The sequence below is a fragment of the Mycobacterium sp. FW102-FHT13B02 genome, assembly GCF_058790275.1.
In genome coordinates this window covers 94,215-110,209 of record NZ_JBYTCM010000008.1, presented here as the reverse complement: position 1 = coordinate 110,209, position 15,995 = coordinate 94,215, and the positions used below count along the sequence as shown (strand labels likewise).

The following is a 15,995-nucleotide window of genomic DNA, read 5'->3' as shown; positions in this document are numbered from 1 at the left end:
TCGTCACCCTCGGCGGCTGCGAGCGTGACTTTGGTGCACACCAAATACGGTGTGTTGCCCGCAAACACGCACGCTCGCGGGAAGAGGGTCAGGCAGCGAGGGCGCGGCGCTCGCCGAGCACGGCGGCGTAGTGGCCCAGCAGCTGGTCGCACACGGCCGGCCAGGTGCGGCCGAGCACGCTGCGGCGGGCAGCCAGGGAGTACCGGGACCGTTCGGCCAGCAAGTGGTCGACGGCGGCCGGCAGGGACGCCTCGAAATCCGCTACGGACAAGAGCAATCCGGTGTGCATGGGCGTCACCAGATCACGCGGGCCACCGGCATCCGGGGCGATCACCGGCAGACCCGCCGCCATGGCCTCCTGCACCGCCTGGCAGAACGTCTCGTGTTCGCCCGGGTGCACGAACACGTCCATGCTGGCGTAGGCCGTGGCCAGCTCAGGGCCGTACAGCGCACCGGTGAAAACCGCCGTCGGCAGGAGCTTTTCGAGCTTGACCCGGTCGACGCCGTCACCGACCACCACGATCTGCAGATCGTTCCGTCCGGCCAGTGCGGCCAGGCGCTCGACGTGCTTCTCGGGAGCGAGCCGGCCGACGAAACCGACCACCGGCTTGCCGTCAGGCGACCACTGCGCCCGCAGCGCCGCACTGCGCGCGGACGGCGCGAAACCCGTCACGTCGACGCCGCGACCCCACTTGTGCACACGCGGAATCCGATGGGCGACAAGGTCTTCCATCGTCGCACTGGACGGCGCGAGGGTCCGGTCGGCACGCGAGTGCAGATGCCGGTTCCAGGCCCAGGCAGCGTTGGTCATGATGCCGACGCCGTAACTCTGGGCGAACCCGGCGATGTCCGTCTGGAACACCGCGACGGTCGGGATACCGAGGAAGCGCGCGGCATGCAGGCCGCCGTAGCCCAGCAGCGCGGGTGAGGCCAGATGAACCACGTCAGGACGAAAGTCGCGCAGTACCCGCACCATTCGCGGCCGCGGCACACCCAGCGGCAACGACGTCACCTTGGGGAACATGCGGGACGGGACGCGGTGCACCGGAACATCCCCGTAGGCCGCGGCGGCGGGCTCTTCGCCACGCGGGGTGTCCGGCGCTATCACCAGTGCTTCATGGCCATTGCGGTGGAGGTGCTCCAGCACCCGGAGCACCGAATTGGTGACGCCGTTGACATTCGGGAGAAAGGACTCCGCCACGATCGCAACTCGCACACCTGCAGGCTGGCAGCGCAGCCTGACTGTCAGGTTGCCGTCAGGGGTACGCGACGCGAAGACCCGCACAACTCGGGTACCCCCGGTATCGTCTGTCGCACCCGCGGTGAGAAAGGGGTCGGCATGCGTCTACCTCGGTTTTTGGCGGCGCTGGCCATGCTCCTGGCGCTCGCGGGCTGCGGCCGCACCGTCACCGGATCGGCGCTGCGGGACCCGAATCTGCCGGGCGTCTCCATCACCTCGGACGGCTTCGGCATCATCGCTGGCCGGCCCGACGCCCCCGCGCAGATCGAGGTGTACACCGAGCCGCAATGTACCCACTGTGCGCATCTGCAGAGCACCGACGGGCCGCAGATGAAGAGCCTGATCGCCCTGGGCCTGCTGACCGTCACCTACCGTCCGGTGACGTTCCTGGACACCGACTACGGCTATTCGGCCAAGGTCGCCAATGCGATGTTCCTGGCCGCAGCGCACGGCACGTCGGCCCCGGCACTGCAGGCGTACGTCGCGACGCTGTGGGGGCACCAGAACCCCGGCGGTTCGGCGCAGTCGGACGAACAGCTCGCGGGCTGGGCCGCCGACAGCGGCGTCAGCGGCGAGGACGTGGCCGGCATCCGGTCAGGTGCACACGCCGTCGACACCGACGCCATGACGCAGGCCAACGAGACCCGGCTGCAGGACATCCTCGAGGGGGACGCGGGCACACCCACGGTGTACGACCTCACCACCAACGCCCTGGTCGACATCCAGGAGGACGGCTGGCTGACCAAGCTGACCGGAGGCCGGCAGACCGTCTAACCCAGCCGGCGCTGCACGAGGGTGACGATGCCGAGCAGGACCGCGGCGACCAACCAGCCCACCACGGCGATCGACCCCGCCGGGATGACCGCGAGCGACGCGTTGCGGTTCTGTACCCGCACCAGGTCCGGGTTGCTGCGGTCGTATTCGACGTAGATGCGCATCCCGGTTTCCAGCTCAGACGGGTACAGCACGCCGAGCTCGGGCCGGTAGGTCACGCGATCGGGTGTCACGAACTCGATGGTGGAGCGCCGCGGACCGGCGGACAGCACCTCGGCAGCCGCGGTGCCCATGTTGTGCTCGATCTGCTGGTCGTTGCGCCACGCACCGAGCACCAGCAGCACCGATTGCAGGGTCACCAGGCAGGCCGTGATCACGATGCCGATCCGGACCCGACGAAGAATGCGCTGTGACCGGGTCTCCTCGCCGTTGCCGACCAGAAACGGGATCAGCTTGTCCCACAAGGCACTAGCTCTGCAGGTCAGGTCCGCCCAGCTCATTCAGCGGCCTTGATCGCCGCCCGTATCGAAGCGTGCAGGGACCGCAGCGTGGAGCGATCGGCCTTGACCTCCAGCACGCGCATGCCCTCGAACGGTTCGCGCAGCGCGGCGGCCAGCCCGTCGGCCTCCACCTGACGGCATTCGACGTGGTACGCCCGGCACAGGGCGGCGATGTCGACGTCGTGCGGAGTGCCGAAGATGCGCGACGACACATCGGAGAACCGGGGATCACCCTGCTCGAGCAGCTCGAAGATGCCGCCGCCGTTGTCGTTGGAGACGACGATGGTCAGCGCATTCGGCGTCGGCTCGGTGGGGCCGATGAGCAGCCCCGAGCTGTCGTGGACGAACGTGAGGTCACCGATGAGCGCGACGGTCCGGCCGGTGGTGTGCGCCAGGGCGGCACCGATCGCGGTGGAGACGGTGCCGTCGATGCCGGCGACGCCGCGGTTGGACCGCACCGAGATGCTGTGCGAGTTCAGCCCGACCAGCGCGGCGTCGCGCACCGGGTTGGAGGCGCCGAGCACCAGTTGGTCGCCGGGTTTCAGGCCGTCGGCGACCGCGGCGGCCACGTGCAGGCCGGTGGTGAGTTCATAGGCCGCGAGCTGCTCGAGTACCGCGTGCTCGGCCCGGGAGTTGGCCTCGGCACACCGGCGCAGCCAGGCCGGGTCCGGCGTGCCGGAGGTGATGGCCCGGGTGCCGGTGGCCTGCGAATTGCCGGAAACATCGGGCCAGCGCGGCCCGGTGGTCAGGGCGTAGACGGGCACCGACGGATCGGCGAGCAGCGCCGACACCGGACGATGCAGCGTGGGCCGGCCCAGCATGATCACCTGGTACGGCCTGACCAGCGACAGCGCCAGCGGGTGCAGCGGGTTGTCGGCCGGTGGTGCGGTCGGTTCGGCGACAGTCGGCAGGTGCGCGAGGTTCTCGTGGCGGCCCGCGCCGTGGCCGGCGATGACGACGGTGTCGGCCGTCAGGTCGATCTCGAGCGGCTGGTCGAACGTGACGGGCGGCGTGTAGGTCCACGGCCGGCCGTCGGGACGGCCCTCGGGTGCGTACGCGGCGTCGTCTTCAGCGTCAGGTACCAGCGGCTCCCGCAGCGGGATGTCGAACTGCACGGGGCCGGCATTGGCGGATCGAGAACCCTTGGCCGCCACCAGAACTCGACACGTCGCCGATCGCCACTGCGCATTGGAGTGAGCCCAGGACGCGGCCTCTTCCGGCTCGGCCAGGCCGAGGCTGATGGTGGCCCGCACCTGCGTGCCGAAGTAACCCAGCTGCTCCATGGTCTGGTTGGCACCGGTGCCGAGCAGTTCGTACGGCCGGTTGGCACTCAGCACGATCAGCGGCACCCGGGCGTAGTTGGCCTCGATGACCGCCGGCCCGAGGTTGGCCACCGCAGTGCCCGACGTCATTGCGATGCAGACCGGAGAGCCGGCCGACACCGCCAGGCCGACGGCCAGGTAGCCGGCGGTGCGCTCGTCGATGCGGACGTGCAGCCGCAACCGGCCGGCCCGATCGGCATCTGCCAGCGCGAATGCCAGTGGCGCGTTACGCGAGCCGGGGCACAGCACCACGTCGCGGACGCCGCCGCGAATGAGTTCGTCGACGACGACCCGCGCCTGAATCGTCGACGGGTTCATTACTACAGCGTGTCACAAGGCCTAACCGGTCGGCGCCGCCGACGTCGGGTTGGCAGCGAAGAATTCCAGCATCGCGGCGTTCACCGCGTCGGGACGCTCGATGAAGCCGAGGTGGCCGGCGTCCGGGATTTCCAGGTAGCGGCCCAGCGGGATGGCGTCGGCCACTTCCTTGGACAGGTGCGGCGGCAACACGACGTCGTCGGCGAACCCGATCACCTGGACGGGCACCGCGATCTGCTGGTAGGCCGGCAGCCGGTTCACCTCGGGCGCGACGGCCAGCTGGGCGCGCAGCCCCGGGGTGGGCTTGGTCGGCCACATGGTGAACATCTCGATCCAGTCCTGGACGGCGCGGTCGTCGTTCAGGGTCTTGGACGAAAAGTTCTCCAGCAGACGGTTTTTCGCGTCCACCTCGGGCGGCAGCTCGATACCCGCGGCCAGCAGCGCCCGCTCGGCTTCACGGAAGAAGGTGCGGGCGCGGTCCTCGCGGCCACGCGTGGCCATCAGCACCGCCGAGGACACCAACTCCGGCCGGGCGACCATGAGCTCCTGGGCGATGAACGACCCCATGGACACCCCGACGACGCGCACCGGACCACCGACGACCTTGTTGATCAACGACGCCGTATCCGCGACCACCTGGTCGGTGGAGAAGCCGATGGCGTTCTCGGTGGCGCCGATGCCGCGGTTGTCGAACGTGATGCAGCGGAAGCCGGCCCGCTGGAACGCCGGCACCTGATGCAGGTGCCAGGTGCGGCCCGCGCCGCCCCGGCCTGCGATGAACAGCACCGGCTCGCCATTACCGCGCTCGTCATATGCCAGATTCACCCGGCCGAGGTTACTGGACCCGTCAGCGGCGGGAACGGACGCGCTTGAGGGCCTGGTCCCACAGCAGCGCCGTGGTGGCCTTGAGTTGTACGGGTTTGAGCAGCTCGCGGGACATCAGCGCGGTCGCGCCGGCCTTGGTCGCGGCCGAGGCCTTGGACATGTGCCCGGAGTCGAACGGCGGCTGCGGGTCGTATTCCATGGACAGCTGGATGGCCTTGGCCTTGTCTTCGCCGGCGATCTGCGCCGCAAGCCACAGGCCCAGGTCGATGCCCGCGGACACGCCCGCACAGGTGACGATGTGGTCCCCGGCGGGCACGATCCGCTCATCGGTGACGGGTTCGACGCCGAAGGTGCGCAACAGCTGCACGGCCGCCCAGTGTGAGGTCGCGCGTTTGCCGGTGAGCAGACCCGCCGAAGCCAGGATCACGGACCCCGAGCACACGGATGCCGTCCACGTGGTGGTCTGGTGCGCCCGCCGGACCCACTCGAGCAGCTTTTCATCGCGGGCGTGCTCCATGGTGCTGAACCCGCCCGGGATCAGGATGATGTCGGGCGACGGGGTCTCGTCGAACGAATGGGTGGCGCCCACCAGCAGCACGCCGGAGTCCGCGGCGATCGGACCCGCCTCGTGCCACACGAAGCGGACCTCGGTGTCGGGCAGCCAGCGCAGCGACTCGTACGGCCCGATGAAGTCGAGGGCCGTGAACCCCGGGTACAGGACGACGGCAACTTGCATGATCTCTCCTCTAGCTGGCATTTTCTCTGCTCCTCGCATGCGTGAAAGTTCTGCGGTACTGATCGGGCGAAACCCCAACCCGGCGAACGAAACTGCGGCGTAGCGTCTCGGCGCTGCCGAAGCCGCAGCGGGCCGCGATGACGGTGACGGTGTCGTCGGTCTCGGTGAGTTGCCGGCGGGCGGCGTCGGTGCGGACCCGCTCGACGTACGTGGCCGGCGGCTCCCCCACCTCGGCGGTGAAGGTACGGGTGAAGTGCCGCGGGCTCATCGCCGCCGCCCGTGCCAGCTCCGGAACACTGTGCGCGCCGGCGGGTTCGGATTCGATGAGCTCCTGCACGTCACGAATCGGTTCACGTTTGGCGCGGGGCATCCAGACCGGCGGCGCGAACTGCGTCTGGCCGCCGGGCCGGCGCAGATACAGCACCAGCCAGCGGGCCACGTTCTGGGCGACGTCGGTGCCGTAGTCGTCTTCGACCAGGGCCAGCGCCAGATCGATGCCGGCGGTCACACCGGCCGCGGTCCACACCCGTTCCGAACTTCGGACGAAGATCGGATCGGCATCGACTGCAATGCAGGGAAATTCGCGGGCCAGCTGCTCCGCCGAAGCCCAGTGCGTGGTCGCCGCGCAGCCGTCGAGCAGGCCGGCCTCCGCGGCCAGGAACGCGCCGTTGCAGACGCTGACGATCCGGCGCGCGTGCGGCGCGGCGGTGCGAATCCAGTCGATGACGTCGGGGTTGGCCCGGGCCTCGCCGACGCCCATACCGCCGGGCAGCACGATGGTGTCGATCGGTTCGTTCGGGTCGGGCGGCGGCTTGGCGACGAATTCGAGCCCGGTCAAGGTGGCGACGGGGCCGCCGTCAGCCGCCGTCAGCAGCGGGGCGTAGCCGTCGCCGCCGCGTCCCATCGCGGCCAGCTGCAGCGTGGCTCCGGTGAACACCTCGAACGGGCCCACCACGTCGAGGGCCTGCACCCCGCGAAAACCGAGGAGCACCACAGATCGCGTCACGCATCCATGGTGCGCCGCCGCCCCGGTGGCGTCTACGCCATGGAGCCCACAGATTAGGACAAACCGGTCAGCGGGATGAGCCCCGCCCGACGATGCCGCCGACGAGCCGCTGCAGCGGACCCCGCGTCGCACCGTCCACGACGGGCGCGGCCACGCGCGGGGCCGCGCCATAGCCCGCGGCCACCACCGCGTCGCACAGCTCGGCCACGCTGATGGCGCCGGCGGTCTCGATGGTGGCGGTCTTGGTGGCGAAGCTGACCGACGCGCGCACGCCGTCGATCTTGTTGAGTGCTTTCTGCACCCGCCGCGAACACATGCCACACGACATTCCGGTGACGTCGAGATAGATGGCACCGGTGGCCGGTACCTCGGGCCGAGGTTCGATCACATCCGTCAAGGTTGTCTCCTCACAATCTGATAAGCGCCAAAGACATCGCGAAGCGACTCTGGCGCACTGATGCGTTCCGCGACTGCTTCGAAATCGACGTCGAGGGTGGGATATTCGGCGAGGTAGTCGGCATACGTCCGGCCCCGCAACCTGGTACCCAAGCCGGCCCACGCATCGATCACCGCCCATCGCGACGGGTTTCGGGCGGCCCACCCGCTGCGATCCAGCCGCTCTTTCCACTCCCCGATGTCGATCGCGTCGAATCCGAAGCCGCCGAGAAACTCTGTGTAGGGCACCTTTTCACCACGCAACACCGTCATGCCGCGGCCCAGCTCGACTGCCGGCGACAGTTCGGGAACCAGTCCGAGAACGCTGTGTGCGGCGGCCACCCCAGTGGTGACGTCTTCGGTCAATGGCACCACCGGACAGGCACCCAACGCGGTGCAGGCATCCACGACCGCGACCAAGATGTCCGCGGACCGCTCGAGTTGACGGACGTCGCCGAGCACCCTGGGCAGCCGCACGACCGTGAAATCCAGCTCGCCCGTGCGTGAAACAATCAACTCCGCCAACGACTTCGACGCGGAATACGGATACGGCGCACAGCGGGGGTCGGTCACCCGGGCCGCCGCCACGTCGGCGTTCACCACGAATGTCGACAGGTGTACCAGCCTGGCGCCACGCCGTGCACACGCTTCGGCGATGGCGCCCACCGCGGACACGTTGGCCGCACGAAGCCGACGGTAGGGCACCAACACGTTGGTGTTTCCGATGCAGTTCACCACGGTGGTGGCGTCGACGTCGTCGAGTAGGGCGCTCAGTCCCGCGACGTCGAAGCAGGTGGGTTGGTGAACCAGGTTCACGCCGTCCACCGATCGCAGGGCGGACCACGGGTCACATTCGGGCAGTGCCGATCTCGAGACGAACACCACGTCAGGACACGGGAGTCCGGACTGTTTGCGCTCGAGAATCGCCTGCGCGAAACCGGTGCCCAGAATTCCCGATGCGCCGAGGACCACGACAGTCTGTGGGCCGCCGAGCGGCGACCTGCGGGCCGGTGCCCAGCCGCGTTCCGGCTGCGCGACCGCGGCCAGATCGTCAGCGATCTCGGCCGCCGTCCCGTCGTCCATCCAGGCCTCGATATCGGGGCGGCAACCGACCACGTTGGCGGCGGTGTCAGCACTGATCAGATCGAGAATGGACAGCTGCCAGTCGAGGAATCGCCGGGTTTCGGGCAGGATGCGGATCAGGTCCAACGAACCGATGCCCGCGTCCAGCAACGATCCGTCCGGCCGGATGGGACGCCCCAGGATTCGGCTCCACAGCTCGGCCAGTGCGGCGGCCCGCGGATGCTGATGGCTGTCGCCGCGCGCAATTCCCATCGCCGCAGTAAGTTTCGCGCGGTCGACTTTGCCGTTGGGTTGCCGCGGGATGGCCCGCACTCCGGTCACCAGGAACGCGGGCACCCCCAGTGCCCTTGCGATATTCCGGACCCGGGCGCCGACCGCCGGATCGTCGTTTCCGGCCCGGGTCTGCGCGGTTTGGAACCAGATACCCAAGCCGTTTCCGGCCGGCTCCACCGCGACATCGGACACCGCGGCGTCCGCCGACAGCCGGCGCAGCAGCTCGGCAGTGTCGTAGCGCGTGCCGGCGATCTTGACGACAGCGTCGCGGCGCCCGGCCAGCACGGGGTACCCGGCGCAGTCCATGGTGACGCGGTCGCCGGTGGCGAAGGCCCGATGCCCGGAGCCATCGGGCGCATGCACCGCGCCGAAGCTCGTGCTGTCCAGTCCCAAATAGCCGGCCGACACCAACTCCCCCACGACGACGACCTCACCGAAACCGACGAACACCGAGCCCGGGATGAGCGGACGACCGAGCCGGGACCGGGTCTGGGCGGGTTCATCGGCCCCGATCGGCAATCGGGTGACCACCACGGTGGTCTCGGTGGGACCGTACGTCGACACCAGGGAGATACCCTGTCCGGCAACGGTATCCAGCCACTTGTCGACAGCGGTGGACCGGACGGCCTCCCCGCCGATGATCACCTGCCGCAGTGCCGACGCCCGTAGCGCCACCAAAGCGTCATCGTCCTCACACAGCAGGTGCCAAACCGCGGTGGGCAGATCGAGAACGGTGGCGATGTTCACCGCGACGTCGCGCACCAGCGCCGGCAGGTCACCGGCACGCATCGCGGTGGACCGCACCACACGCGCCCCACCCGACAGTGCGCCGAATACTTCTTCGACGCTGATGTCCGAGGTCAGCGGGGCGCACTGCAGGAGGGTATCCCCGGGCCCCCAGCCGTAGGCGGCGCGGAGCGCGGCACAGAAGACGGCCAACGAACCGTGGTTCACCGGAACGAGTTTGGGCTGGCCGGTCGACCCGGACGTCGGCATCACATACGCAAGCCGGGACGCCAGCTCGCCGTCGTGCGCGACGCGGCTGACGCGGTCCGCGACGAGTTGCCTTGACCCGCTGTCCAACTCGGGAAGCGCAGCGCCGACGTCGATCATGTGACCGCGGCCTGCGCAATGATCGGCAATGGCGTCGATCCGCGCGGGCACCTCGCCGGGCGCCGCACAGACGCTGTAACCGCAACCCGCCAGATGGCACGCGATCAGCAACTCGACCGCGCGCTGGGAATCGTCGTCGACGAAGACCAGCACGTCGCCGGAATCGGCACCGGTGCTGATGATCTCGGCGATCCACCGGTCGACTCCCGGGCCGCGGCACTGGTCCAGATCCACAGCACTGTCCAGGAACCATGCGGCCGCCCCGGCCGGGCGCGGCACCGAAACCTCGGCGCCGGTATCCAGCCGGCCGTCGGCCCCGAGCCCGAGCCACTCGTCGACGGTCAACCCAATCGGCTCGTCCCAGTGTGCGCCCATGGACTGCAGCGCCGAGACGATGCGGTCGGCGACCTTCGCGGCATTGCCGGGTTCGGGTTGGTCAAGCCGCGTCCAGATCGCGATGTCGATGGTGTGCTGCGCTTCATCGTGGACGCAGGCCACGGTGATTCCCTCGACCGGACCGATATCGGTGACCACCGGAGGTTCGGACAGGTAGGGACTGAGTTCGGCAGCGCACAGGCCGCGCATGAAGTTGACCGTCAGCGCTTCGACCTGGGGGCTGCGGGAGATCGCCAGATACATTCGGCGGTAACGCTCTTCACGAAACCAGCGGCGCCGCAGCGCCGTGACGTAGCCGCGGTCGATCGTCGTCACCACGTCCCGGACCGAGGCGAACGGCGGGAACCGAACCGGTTGGGCGACCGAATTCACCAGACAGGTGGCGACGTTCAACTCGGGGGCGCCGAATCGGTTGTCCACCGGATGCACCAGCAGGCCCTCGGTGTTCTGGCGCAGGCTCGCGTGCACTGCCACCGCCGCGGCGGACACCAAGATGTTCAGTGGCACCTGCTTGGCGTCGGCGAGGGCGACGATGCCGTCGTACGCCTTTCCGGTGACCCGATGCGATTCCCGCAACACGCCGCGGCCTGCGGTGCCGAGCGCCGCGCCAGCGGTACCCGGCGCGGGGTTGCCACGCAGCGCCTGCTCGGTCAGCTCACGATGTAACCCGGTGGCATGGCGTTGGGTCGCCTGCATCACGCTCGCACTCTCGCTGCGGTGAGCGGCGGCCAATGCATCGAAACCATCCGCCGCACTGGGCCTCTGGCCGGCGTCGCTCAGATGGCGGGCCAGGTCGGCTTCGATGATCGCCGTCGCCGCGCCGTCGAGCAGGATGTGATGCGTGTGCGCGTCCATGCCCACCACCTGACCGCTGACATCGGTGTGCACCACATAACGCACCAGGGGCGTGTCGAGTATGCCGTCCGCCCAGAGTTCGCCGAGCGCGGCACTGGCCGGGTCTGTCGGGGACTGCACGCGAACGATGTCCTGAAACCGCAGCCGGGCAACGAGATCCGGGTAGTCGTCGCCGACGGCGGGTGGGACCAGGACGCACAACTGAATGGGGTTGCCCAGCACGGTTGCTTCCAGCGCGGACAGGAACACGGCCGAGGCCGTCGGCCGGAATCGGTAGCTCTTGCCGATCAGGTACAACGCTGGATCGGGGTCCTGCAACACCCCGTGGTAGATGTTCTGCTGCGAGACGCTCAGCGGAATCCGGCCGCTGTCAGACGCCGCCACGAAGACGCTCCAATTCCCGGACCCATCCTTCGACCGTCAGATCGTTCGCGAAGCGCTTCGGCAGGTCCGATGCGCGGTCGACCCCGAGACGTTTCATCAGCAGGACGAACCGGACCGAGTCCAAACCGAGTTCCCGCAGATCGGTGGCGTCGCCGTCGAACAGATCGGATTCGTCGATGTAGAGCACGTCGGCGACGGCCGTAAGGACACGTTCGCGGAGCCCGTCAGCCATGGACCGCCGCTGTCAGTGCGGCCCGAATGACCTTGCCGGACTGCGTTCTCGGAATCTCGGTCACCAGCGTGATGGTCGACGGCCGGGCCATCGCCTCCGACTCGGCGCGATAGCGCGCCGCGATGGTCTGCTTGAGCTTGCGGGCCTGATCTTCGTCGAGGTCTGCGGCCGGGATCACCGCCAGGCCGATCAGCGCACCGAACTCGGCATCGGGTATCTCGAAGCACGCGGCCGCATCGACGCCGGGGACGCTCTCGGCGATGCGGTCCACCTCGTCGGGTGCGACGTTGACACCGCCGGAGATGATCATCTCCGATGACCGGCCCTTGATGTAGAAGTACCCATCGGCGCCGCGCTCGAAGATGTCGCCGGTGTTGATCCACCCGTCGACCAGTACGTCACGGGTACGTTCGGGATTGTTCCAGTACCCCAACATGTTTGCCGGTGATTTGATCCACAAGGTGCCCGACTCGGCACCTTCGCCACCGGTCAGCCGGACCTCGACCCCGGGGTAGGGCCGCCCCACCGCGCCCGATGCGATCCGGGCGATCGACCCCTCCGCCGTCGGCAGACACAAGGCGGTACAGCCTGTTTCGCTCAGGCCGAAGACCTGGGCCGTGTGAATGCCCGCGGCTTCGACGAATTCCACGTCGTCCGCGATGGCGCGCGATCCGCCGTAGCCGATCATCCGCAACGGCCTCAGCGGCGCGCCACTGCGGACCTCCGCCACCAGCCGCGTCAGGAGGGTGGGCACCAAACAGGTCGAGGCGATCTGATTGGCGCCCAGAATCTCGGCCAGCGACGTCGAATTCTCTCCGCCGGTGACACATTCACTGCCGTGCATCAGGCAGTTCAGGATCCACCAGAGTCCGCCGATGTGGCTGGCCGGCAGCGGCGAATACGTGGCTTCACCCGCCACCCAGCTGATCCAGGTCAGTGCTTCGCGCGCCAGGATGTCGGCCACGGCGAAGAACGTCCGATTGGGCAGCAGCACGGCCTTCGGCTCGCCCGTGGTGCCACTGGTGAAGATCATCGCCAACGGATCGTCGGCGGTGAGTTCCGCTGGGGTGATGGCGCGCACGTCATCAATGTCTTCCGCAATGCCATCGGTGAAGTCCACGGTGATCACCGGCACGGCGCGCGGTAGCACCGCCGGGTCTGCCCCGGGGGTGCGCAAAATCACACTGGGACTGGTGATCTCACCGAAACGCGCGACGGTCGCGGCCGGAACCCCATGATCCACCAATACCGCGATGGCGCCGAGTTGCGCGCACGCCAGCACTGCGACGTAGGTTTCGGGACCGTTGTCGGATATCACGAGCGCCCGGCACCCGCGAGAAACCCCGCGCGACCGCAGTTCGGCGGCCAGGCGATTCACCACGGCGGCGAGCTGCCCGTAGGCGATGGCGCTGGTTCCGTCGCAACGCCGCAACGCGATTGCCTGCGGGCGCTGCCGTGCTTGCGCGAGCAGCCGTCCCAGCACAGTGGTCATGGTGCTCACGGGATGTTGAGTATCGCGAGTTCGAACTCGCCGAATGCCGATCCGCCGGCGTCATCGTAAAACTCGATGGCGCAAGGAACTTTGAGGTAGCGCCAGGTTCGCTCGACGACCTCGATGCCCTCGCACGTCAGGCGGGCGGAGAACTTGCGCGCATCGATCTGCCGCTTGTAGCGCGATGCCGTGGACCGGATCAGCATGCTGGCCAGCTGGTTCTCGAGATAGTCATCGATGGACCACCCGCGAAACCCGTCGATCTCGCCGCGACGGACCGCCGGCGCGAACGCGGAGTACGCCAGCTGGTTGAAGCACAACACCAGTTCAACGGCGTTGAAATGTCCGGTGCTGCGAATGTAGACCGACTCCGGAATGCTGAAGTTGCCGGTGGCGAGCATCGAATCGCCGGTGGCGCGGTACTCGGCGTCCGTGAGGTACCGGCAGCCTTTGCAGGAATACGGCTCCAGCACTCTGGCCAGGAGGTCTTCGGAAATCTGCTCGGTGACAACCGATTCGGCTTCAGTTACCTCGGTGAGGGTCATGCCGCGAACCCCGGCGTCGCCAGGCCGTCGAGCATGGTCAGCCGATACGTGGTCAGCGTTCCCGCCGCGGTGCCGTGCTTTGCCCGGTGGATCAGGGCCCGGTTGTCCCAGAGGATGATGTCGCCGACCTCATAGTGCTGCGTGTGGATGAACGGGGATGCGAAGTCAGCGTCGAGCTGGCCGGTGGCCGCGAGGAGTCCATGCAGCACCGACGGGTCCAGGACCTCGCCATCGCCGGCCTCGATCTTGCTGGTACCGGTGGAGCAGATATAGAGGATTTCCTGGCCGGTGTGCGGGTGCCGGATCACCGTGGGCCACTTGATCGGTGGCGTGGCACGGTTGATCTCATCCCACACCTCGCCGATCGGCTTGTAGACGTCGCCGGGGCGAATCTTGATGTGCCGTCTCGGATCGTGCGTGCTGAACGTCCCCCGCACGCGCTCCTGCTGAGCCGGCGGCAGAGATTCCCACACCTTGTTGAGATCGATGAAGTACGTACCGCGGTCGGCTCCCGGCACGGTCAGCGGCATGACCATGGAGAACGCGAACGGTGCGGGCATGAACATGTAATCGATGTGCCAGAACGCCCCCGTGCGCGGCACGCCCTGGCCCTCCTCCGTGGACGAGACGAAGATCTCGGGGTGCTCGTTGTGGTGGTACACGGGCTCGTAGTAGGTGACGATCTCGCCGAGAATCCGGCCGAGCTCGATGAACTGCGCCGGCGACAGCTCGAGCCCCTTCAGGACGACAAGCTTGTTCTCGTAGACGATTTCGCGGAGCTCGTCAGCCGAGATGTTGCTCAGGTTGTCTGGATCGATCCCAACGATCTGCGCTCCGAGTCCTCGGCCCTGCACATTGAGCGTCATCGACGCGCCTCCCCAAGTTTGCCGCACCGCAGTGCAGGGCACCGAAATCCGTTGCCCCACAATGCAGAAAATGTTCAGTCTGTTGCCTTCGATTGATGTAGTCGTCGGAACATCGAGAAAAGTTCCGCACCCCATGGCAATTCGTGTTATCGCGTTTGACCGCGGTCCTGCGCATCGGCTATCCAGGTGGACGGAAGCAGGGGCACAGCGGGGCTGCTACCGCCCACCGCTATCCGCTCTACCATTCCGGTCGGCGCCGTACCCGCCGCCGTCACCACGCCGGTGAACCCGACCGGACCGGCACCGTGCGCACTGGCCGTGATGACCGGCGAGGCAGGCGAATTCTCGCCGCCACCAGTCATATCGGCTTTCATGTCGGGCAGCTCATCACGATAGCCGCGCGCTCCGCGCCGGGCCCGGCTTGGCCGTTTGACCCGGTCACGGGCGGCAGCCACAGCTCGCGCCGCCGCGGCAACGTCGAGTATGTCGGTGGTGGTGTCAGGCGATTCGCTGCCGGATTCCGGCCCCGGCCCCACCCCGGGTCGTGACAGCCCCGGCACCGCGTAGATCATGGTGGGAGCGGGAGCGGCGCCACCGGCGCCGGCCGTGGTCGGCGCCGGTACGGAAGGCCCCGAGGCTTGTGGTGATCCGACTTCGATGCCGGGAACAAGTGGCGCGGCTTGGACGCGCGCCGAAGCGACCGTAGGCGGGACGACCGTGCGTTCGGCAGGCACCGGCGCGGCCTCGATCCCGGCGGGCAGCGGCGATTTCACCAGCGCCAGCGCCGCGAGTGCGCTGAGCGCCGGCGCGAAGAACGGGGCCAGTAGCAGCGAATACGAGGCGTAGTAGGGGTACCAGAGCATGTCGTACAGCGTCAACGCCACCATGGCCAGCACCGCGGACGTGGCGGGACTGAAGCCCAACTGCTCGAAGAAGCGCGTGAAGTTCTCGAGCATCTGGTCGACCTGGCCCGGGGTGCCGAGCTGCGAGAGGAATTGCCACAGGTCGCTCAGCGGTTGGCTGGGTGAGGTGGGCGCGTTCGACAGCGAGTTCTGGGCTTCGCCGCCGGGAGCCACGATGGGCGGAGCCGACTGAATGGGCGGCACCGCCGCCGTCGCCGCCCAGGCGACGGCCTCGTAGACGATCATGACGTCGGCCGCCTGCACCCACATGCGCGCGTAGTCGGCCTCGTTGACCGCGATGGGAATTGTGTTGATACCGAGGAAGTTTGTCGCCACCAGGGCGGCGTTCGTCGCGTGATTGGCGGCCAGCTCCGCCAATGTGGGCATGGTCGCGACAGCGGCGCCGTAGGCGGCAGCCACCGTTTCATGGTGCGCCGCCGTGGCAGCCGTCGCCAGGGCGGACTCCTCCAGCCAGGCCAGGTAGGGCACGTGCGCGGCGACATAGCGGGCAGCGGTGAGTCCTTCCCAACTACCGGCCTGCACATCAGCCAAGATGGCCGACAACTCGGCGGCCGCCTGACTGTATTGCAGGCTGAGCTGTTGCCACTGTGCGGCGGCAGCAAGCAGCGAACCCGGACCCGGGCCGGCGGTCAATAGCGCCGAGTGCACTTCCGGCGGTAGCGCCAGCCAAATCGGTG

14 protein-coding genes are annotated in these 15,995 nt (G+C 68.1%); 1 reads left to right on the top strand and 13 read right to left on the bottom strand.

Annotated features, from left to right (window positions below):
• Nucleotides 1-88: 88 nt before the first annotated feature.
• Complete coding sequence (locus tag AC3WTE_RS16165) at nt 89-1,216, bottom strand: glycosyltransferase family 4 protein (protein ID WP_492439014.1); 1,128 nt, start codon at nt 1,214-1,216, stop codon at nt 89-91.
• A gap of 123 nt (nt 1,217-1,339) precedes the next feature.
• Between AC3WTE_RS16165 and AC3WTE_RS16160 the strand changes: the two genes are divergently transcribed.
• A complete protein-coding gene (locus AC3WTE_RS16160) occupies nt 1,340-2,014 on the top strand; it encodes a DsbA family protein (RefSeq protein WP_492439012.1) in 675 nt (224 codons plus the stop codon).
• Here AC3WTE_RS16160 and AC3WTE_RS16155 read toward each other — a convergent pair.
• From AC3WTE_RS16155 to AC3WTE_RS16100, 12 genes are all read right to left on the bottom strand, one after another.
• Nucleotides 2,011-2,514, bottom strand: coding sequence for a DUF3592 domain-containing protein (locus tag AC3WTE_RS16155; RefSeq protein ID WP_492439010.1), 504 nt, complete (start codon nt 2,512-2,514; stop codon nt 2,011-2,013). The two genes, AC3WTE_RS16160 and AC3WTE_RS16155, sit on opposite strands and share 4 nt — an antisense overlap.
• Nucleotides 2,511-4,154, bottom strand: coding sequence for a 2-succinyl-5-enolpyruvyl-6-hydroxy-3-cyclohexene-1-carboxylic-acid synthase (gene menD, locus AC3WTE_RS16150; protein ID WP_492439008.1), 1,644 nt, complete (start codon nt 4,152-4,154; stop codon nt 2,511-2,513). Before menD ends, AC3WTE_RS16155 begins: the two co-directional genes overlap by 4 nt.
• A 21-nt stretch (nt 4,155-4,175) precedes the next feature.
• Nucleotides 4,176-4,979: an alpha/beta fold hydrolase gene (locus AC3WTE_RS16145; RefSeq protein ID WP_492439006.1), complete on the bottom strand. Its 804-nt coding sequence runs from the start codon at nt 4,977-4,979 to the stop codon at nt 4,176-4,178.
• A 22-nt stretch (nt 4,980-5,001) separates the two neighbouring features.
• Nucleotides 5,002-5,715 carry a DJ-1/PfpI family protein gene (locus AC3WTE_RS16140; protein WP_492439004.1) on the bottom strand — a complete coding sequence of 238 codons (714 nt, stop codon included), beginning with the start codon at nt 5,713-5,715 and terminating at the stop codon, nt 5,002-5,004.
• Nucleotides 5,716-5,725: 10 nt separating this feature from the next.
• A complete protein-coding gene (locus AC3WTE_RS16135; RefSeq protein WP_492439002.1) occupies nt 5,726-6,721 on the bottom strand; it encodes a GlxA family transcriptional regulator in 996 nt (331 codons plus the stop codon).
• 67 nt (nt 6,722-6,788) lie between these two features.
• On the bottom strand, nt 6,789-7,109 hold the full coding sequence (locus AC3WTE_RS16130; protein ID WP_492439202.1) for a heavy-metal-associated domain-containing protein: 321 nt from the start codon (nt 7,107-7,109) through the stop codon (nt 6,789-6,791).
• 5 nt (nt 7,110-7,114) lie between these two features.
• Nucleotides 7,115-11,260, bottom strand: coding sequence for an AMP-binding protein (locus AC3WTE_RS16125; protein WP_492439001.1), 4,146 nt, complete (start codon nt 11,258-11,260; stop codon nt 7,115-7,117).
• Entirely contained in the window at nt 11,247-11,492 is a 246-nt protein-coding gene (mmaB, locus tag AC3WTE_RS16120; RefSeq protein WP_492438999.1) for an acyl carrier protein MmaB, read from the bottom strand. Before mmaB ends, AC3WTE_RS16125 begins: the two co-directional genes overlap by 14 nt.
• Nucleotides 11,485-12,984: a fatty acid--CoA ligase FadD10 gene (gene fadD10, locus AC3WTE_RS16115; protein ID WP_492438997.1), complete on the bottom strand. Its 1,500-nt coding sequence runs from the start codon at nt 12,982-12,984 to the stop codon at nt 11,485-11,487. Before fadD10 ends, mmaB begins: the two co-directional genes overlap by 8 nt.
• A gap of 5 nt (nt 12,985-12,989) precedes the next feature.
• Nucleotides 12,990-13,529, bottom strand: coding sequence for an FcoT family thioesterase (locus AC3WTE_RS16110; protein ID WP_492438995.1), 540 nt, complete (start codon nt 13,527-13,529; stop codon nt 12,990-12,992).
• Entirely contained in the window at nt 13,526-14,395 is an 870-nt protein-coding gene (gene scoE, locus AC3WTE_RS16105) for a (3R)-3-[(carboxymethyl)amino]fatty acid oxygenase/decarboxylase (protein WP_492438993.1), read from the bottom strand. Before scoE ends, AC3WTE_RS16110 begins: the two co-directional genes overlap by 4 nt.
• A 146-nt stretch (nt 14,396-14,541) precedes the next feature.
• Nucleotides 14,542-15,984 (bottom strand): PPE domain-containing protein, encoded by a 1,443-nt coding sequence (locus AC3WTE_RS16100; protein ID WP_492439200.1) that lies wholly within the window; start codon nt 15,982-15,984, stop codon nt 14,542-14,544.
• Nucleotides 15,985-15,995 lie beyond the last annotated feature (11 nt).

Bases quoted from the DNA above. Each gene is read 5' to 3' on its own strand.
- AC3WTE_RS16160 (WP_492439012.1), top strand. From the start codon at position 1,340: ATGCGTCTACCTCGGTTTTTGGCGGCGCTGGCCATGCTCCTGGCGCTC.
- AC3WTE_RS16155 (WP_492439010.1), bottom strand. From the start codon at position 2,514: ATGAGCTGGGCGGACCTGACCTGCAGAGCTAGTGCCTTGTGGGACAAG.
- menD (WP_492439008.1), bottom strand. From the start codon at position 4,154: ATGAACCCGTCGACGATTCAGGCGCGGGTCGTCGTCGACGAACTCATT.
- AC3WTE_RS16140 (WP_492439004.1), bottom strand. From the start codon at position 5,715: ATGCAAGTTGCCGTCGTCCTGTACCCGGGGTTCACGGCCCTCGACTTC.
- mmaB (WP_492438999.1), bottom strand. From the start codon at position 11,492: ATGGCTGACGGGCTCCGCGAACGTGTCCTTACGGCCGTCGCCGACGTG.
- fadD10 (WP_492438997.1), bottom strand. From the start codon at position 12,984: ATGACCACTGTGCTGGGACGGCTGCTCGCGCAAGCACGGCAGCGCCCG.
- AC3WTE_RS16110 (WP_492438995.1), bottom strand. From the start codon at position 13,529: ATGACCCTCACCGAGGTAACTGAAGCCGAATCGGTTGTCACCGAGCAG.
- scoE (WP_492438993.1), bottom strand. From the start codon at position 14,395: ATGACGCTCAATGTGCAGGGCCGAGGACTCGGAGCGCAGATCGTTGGG.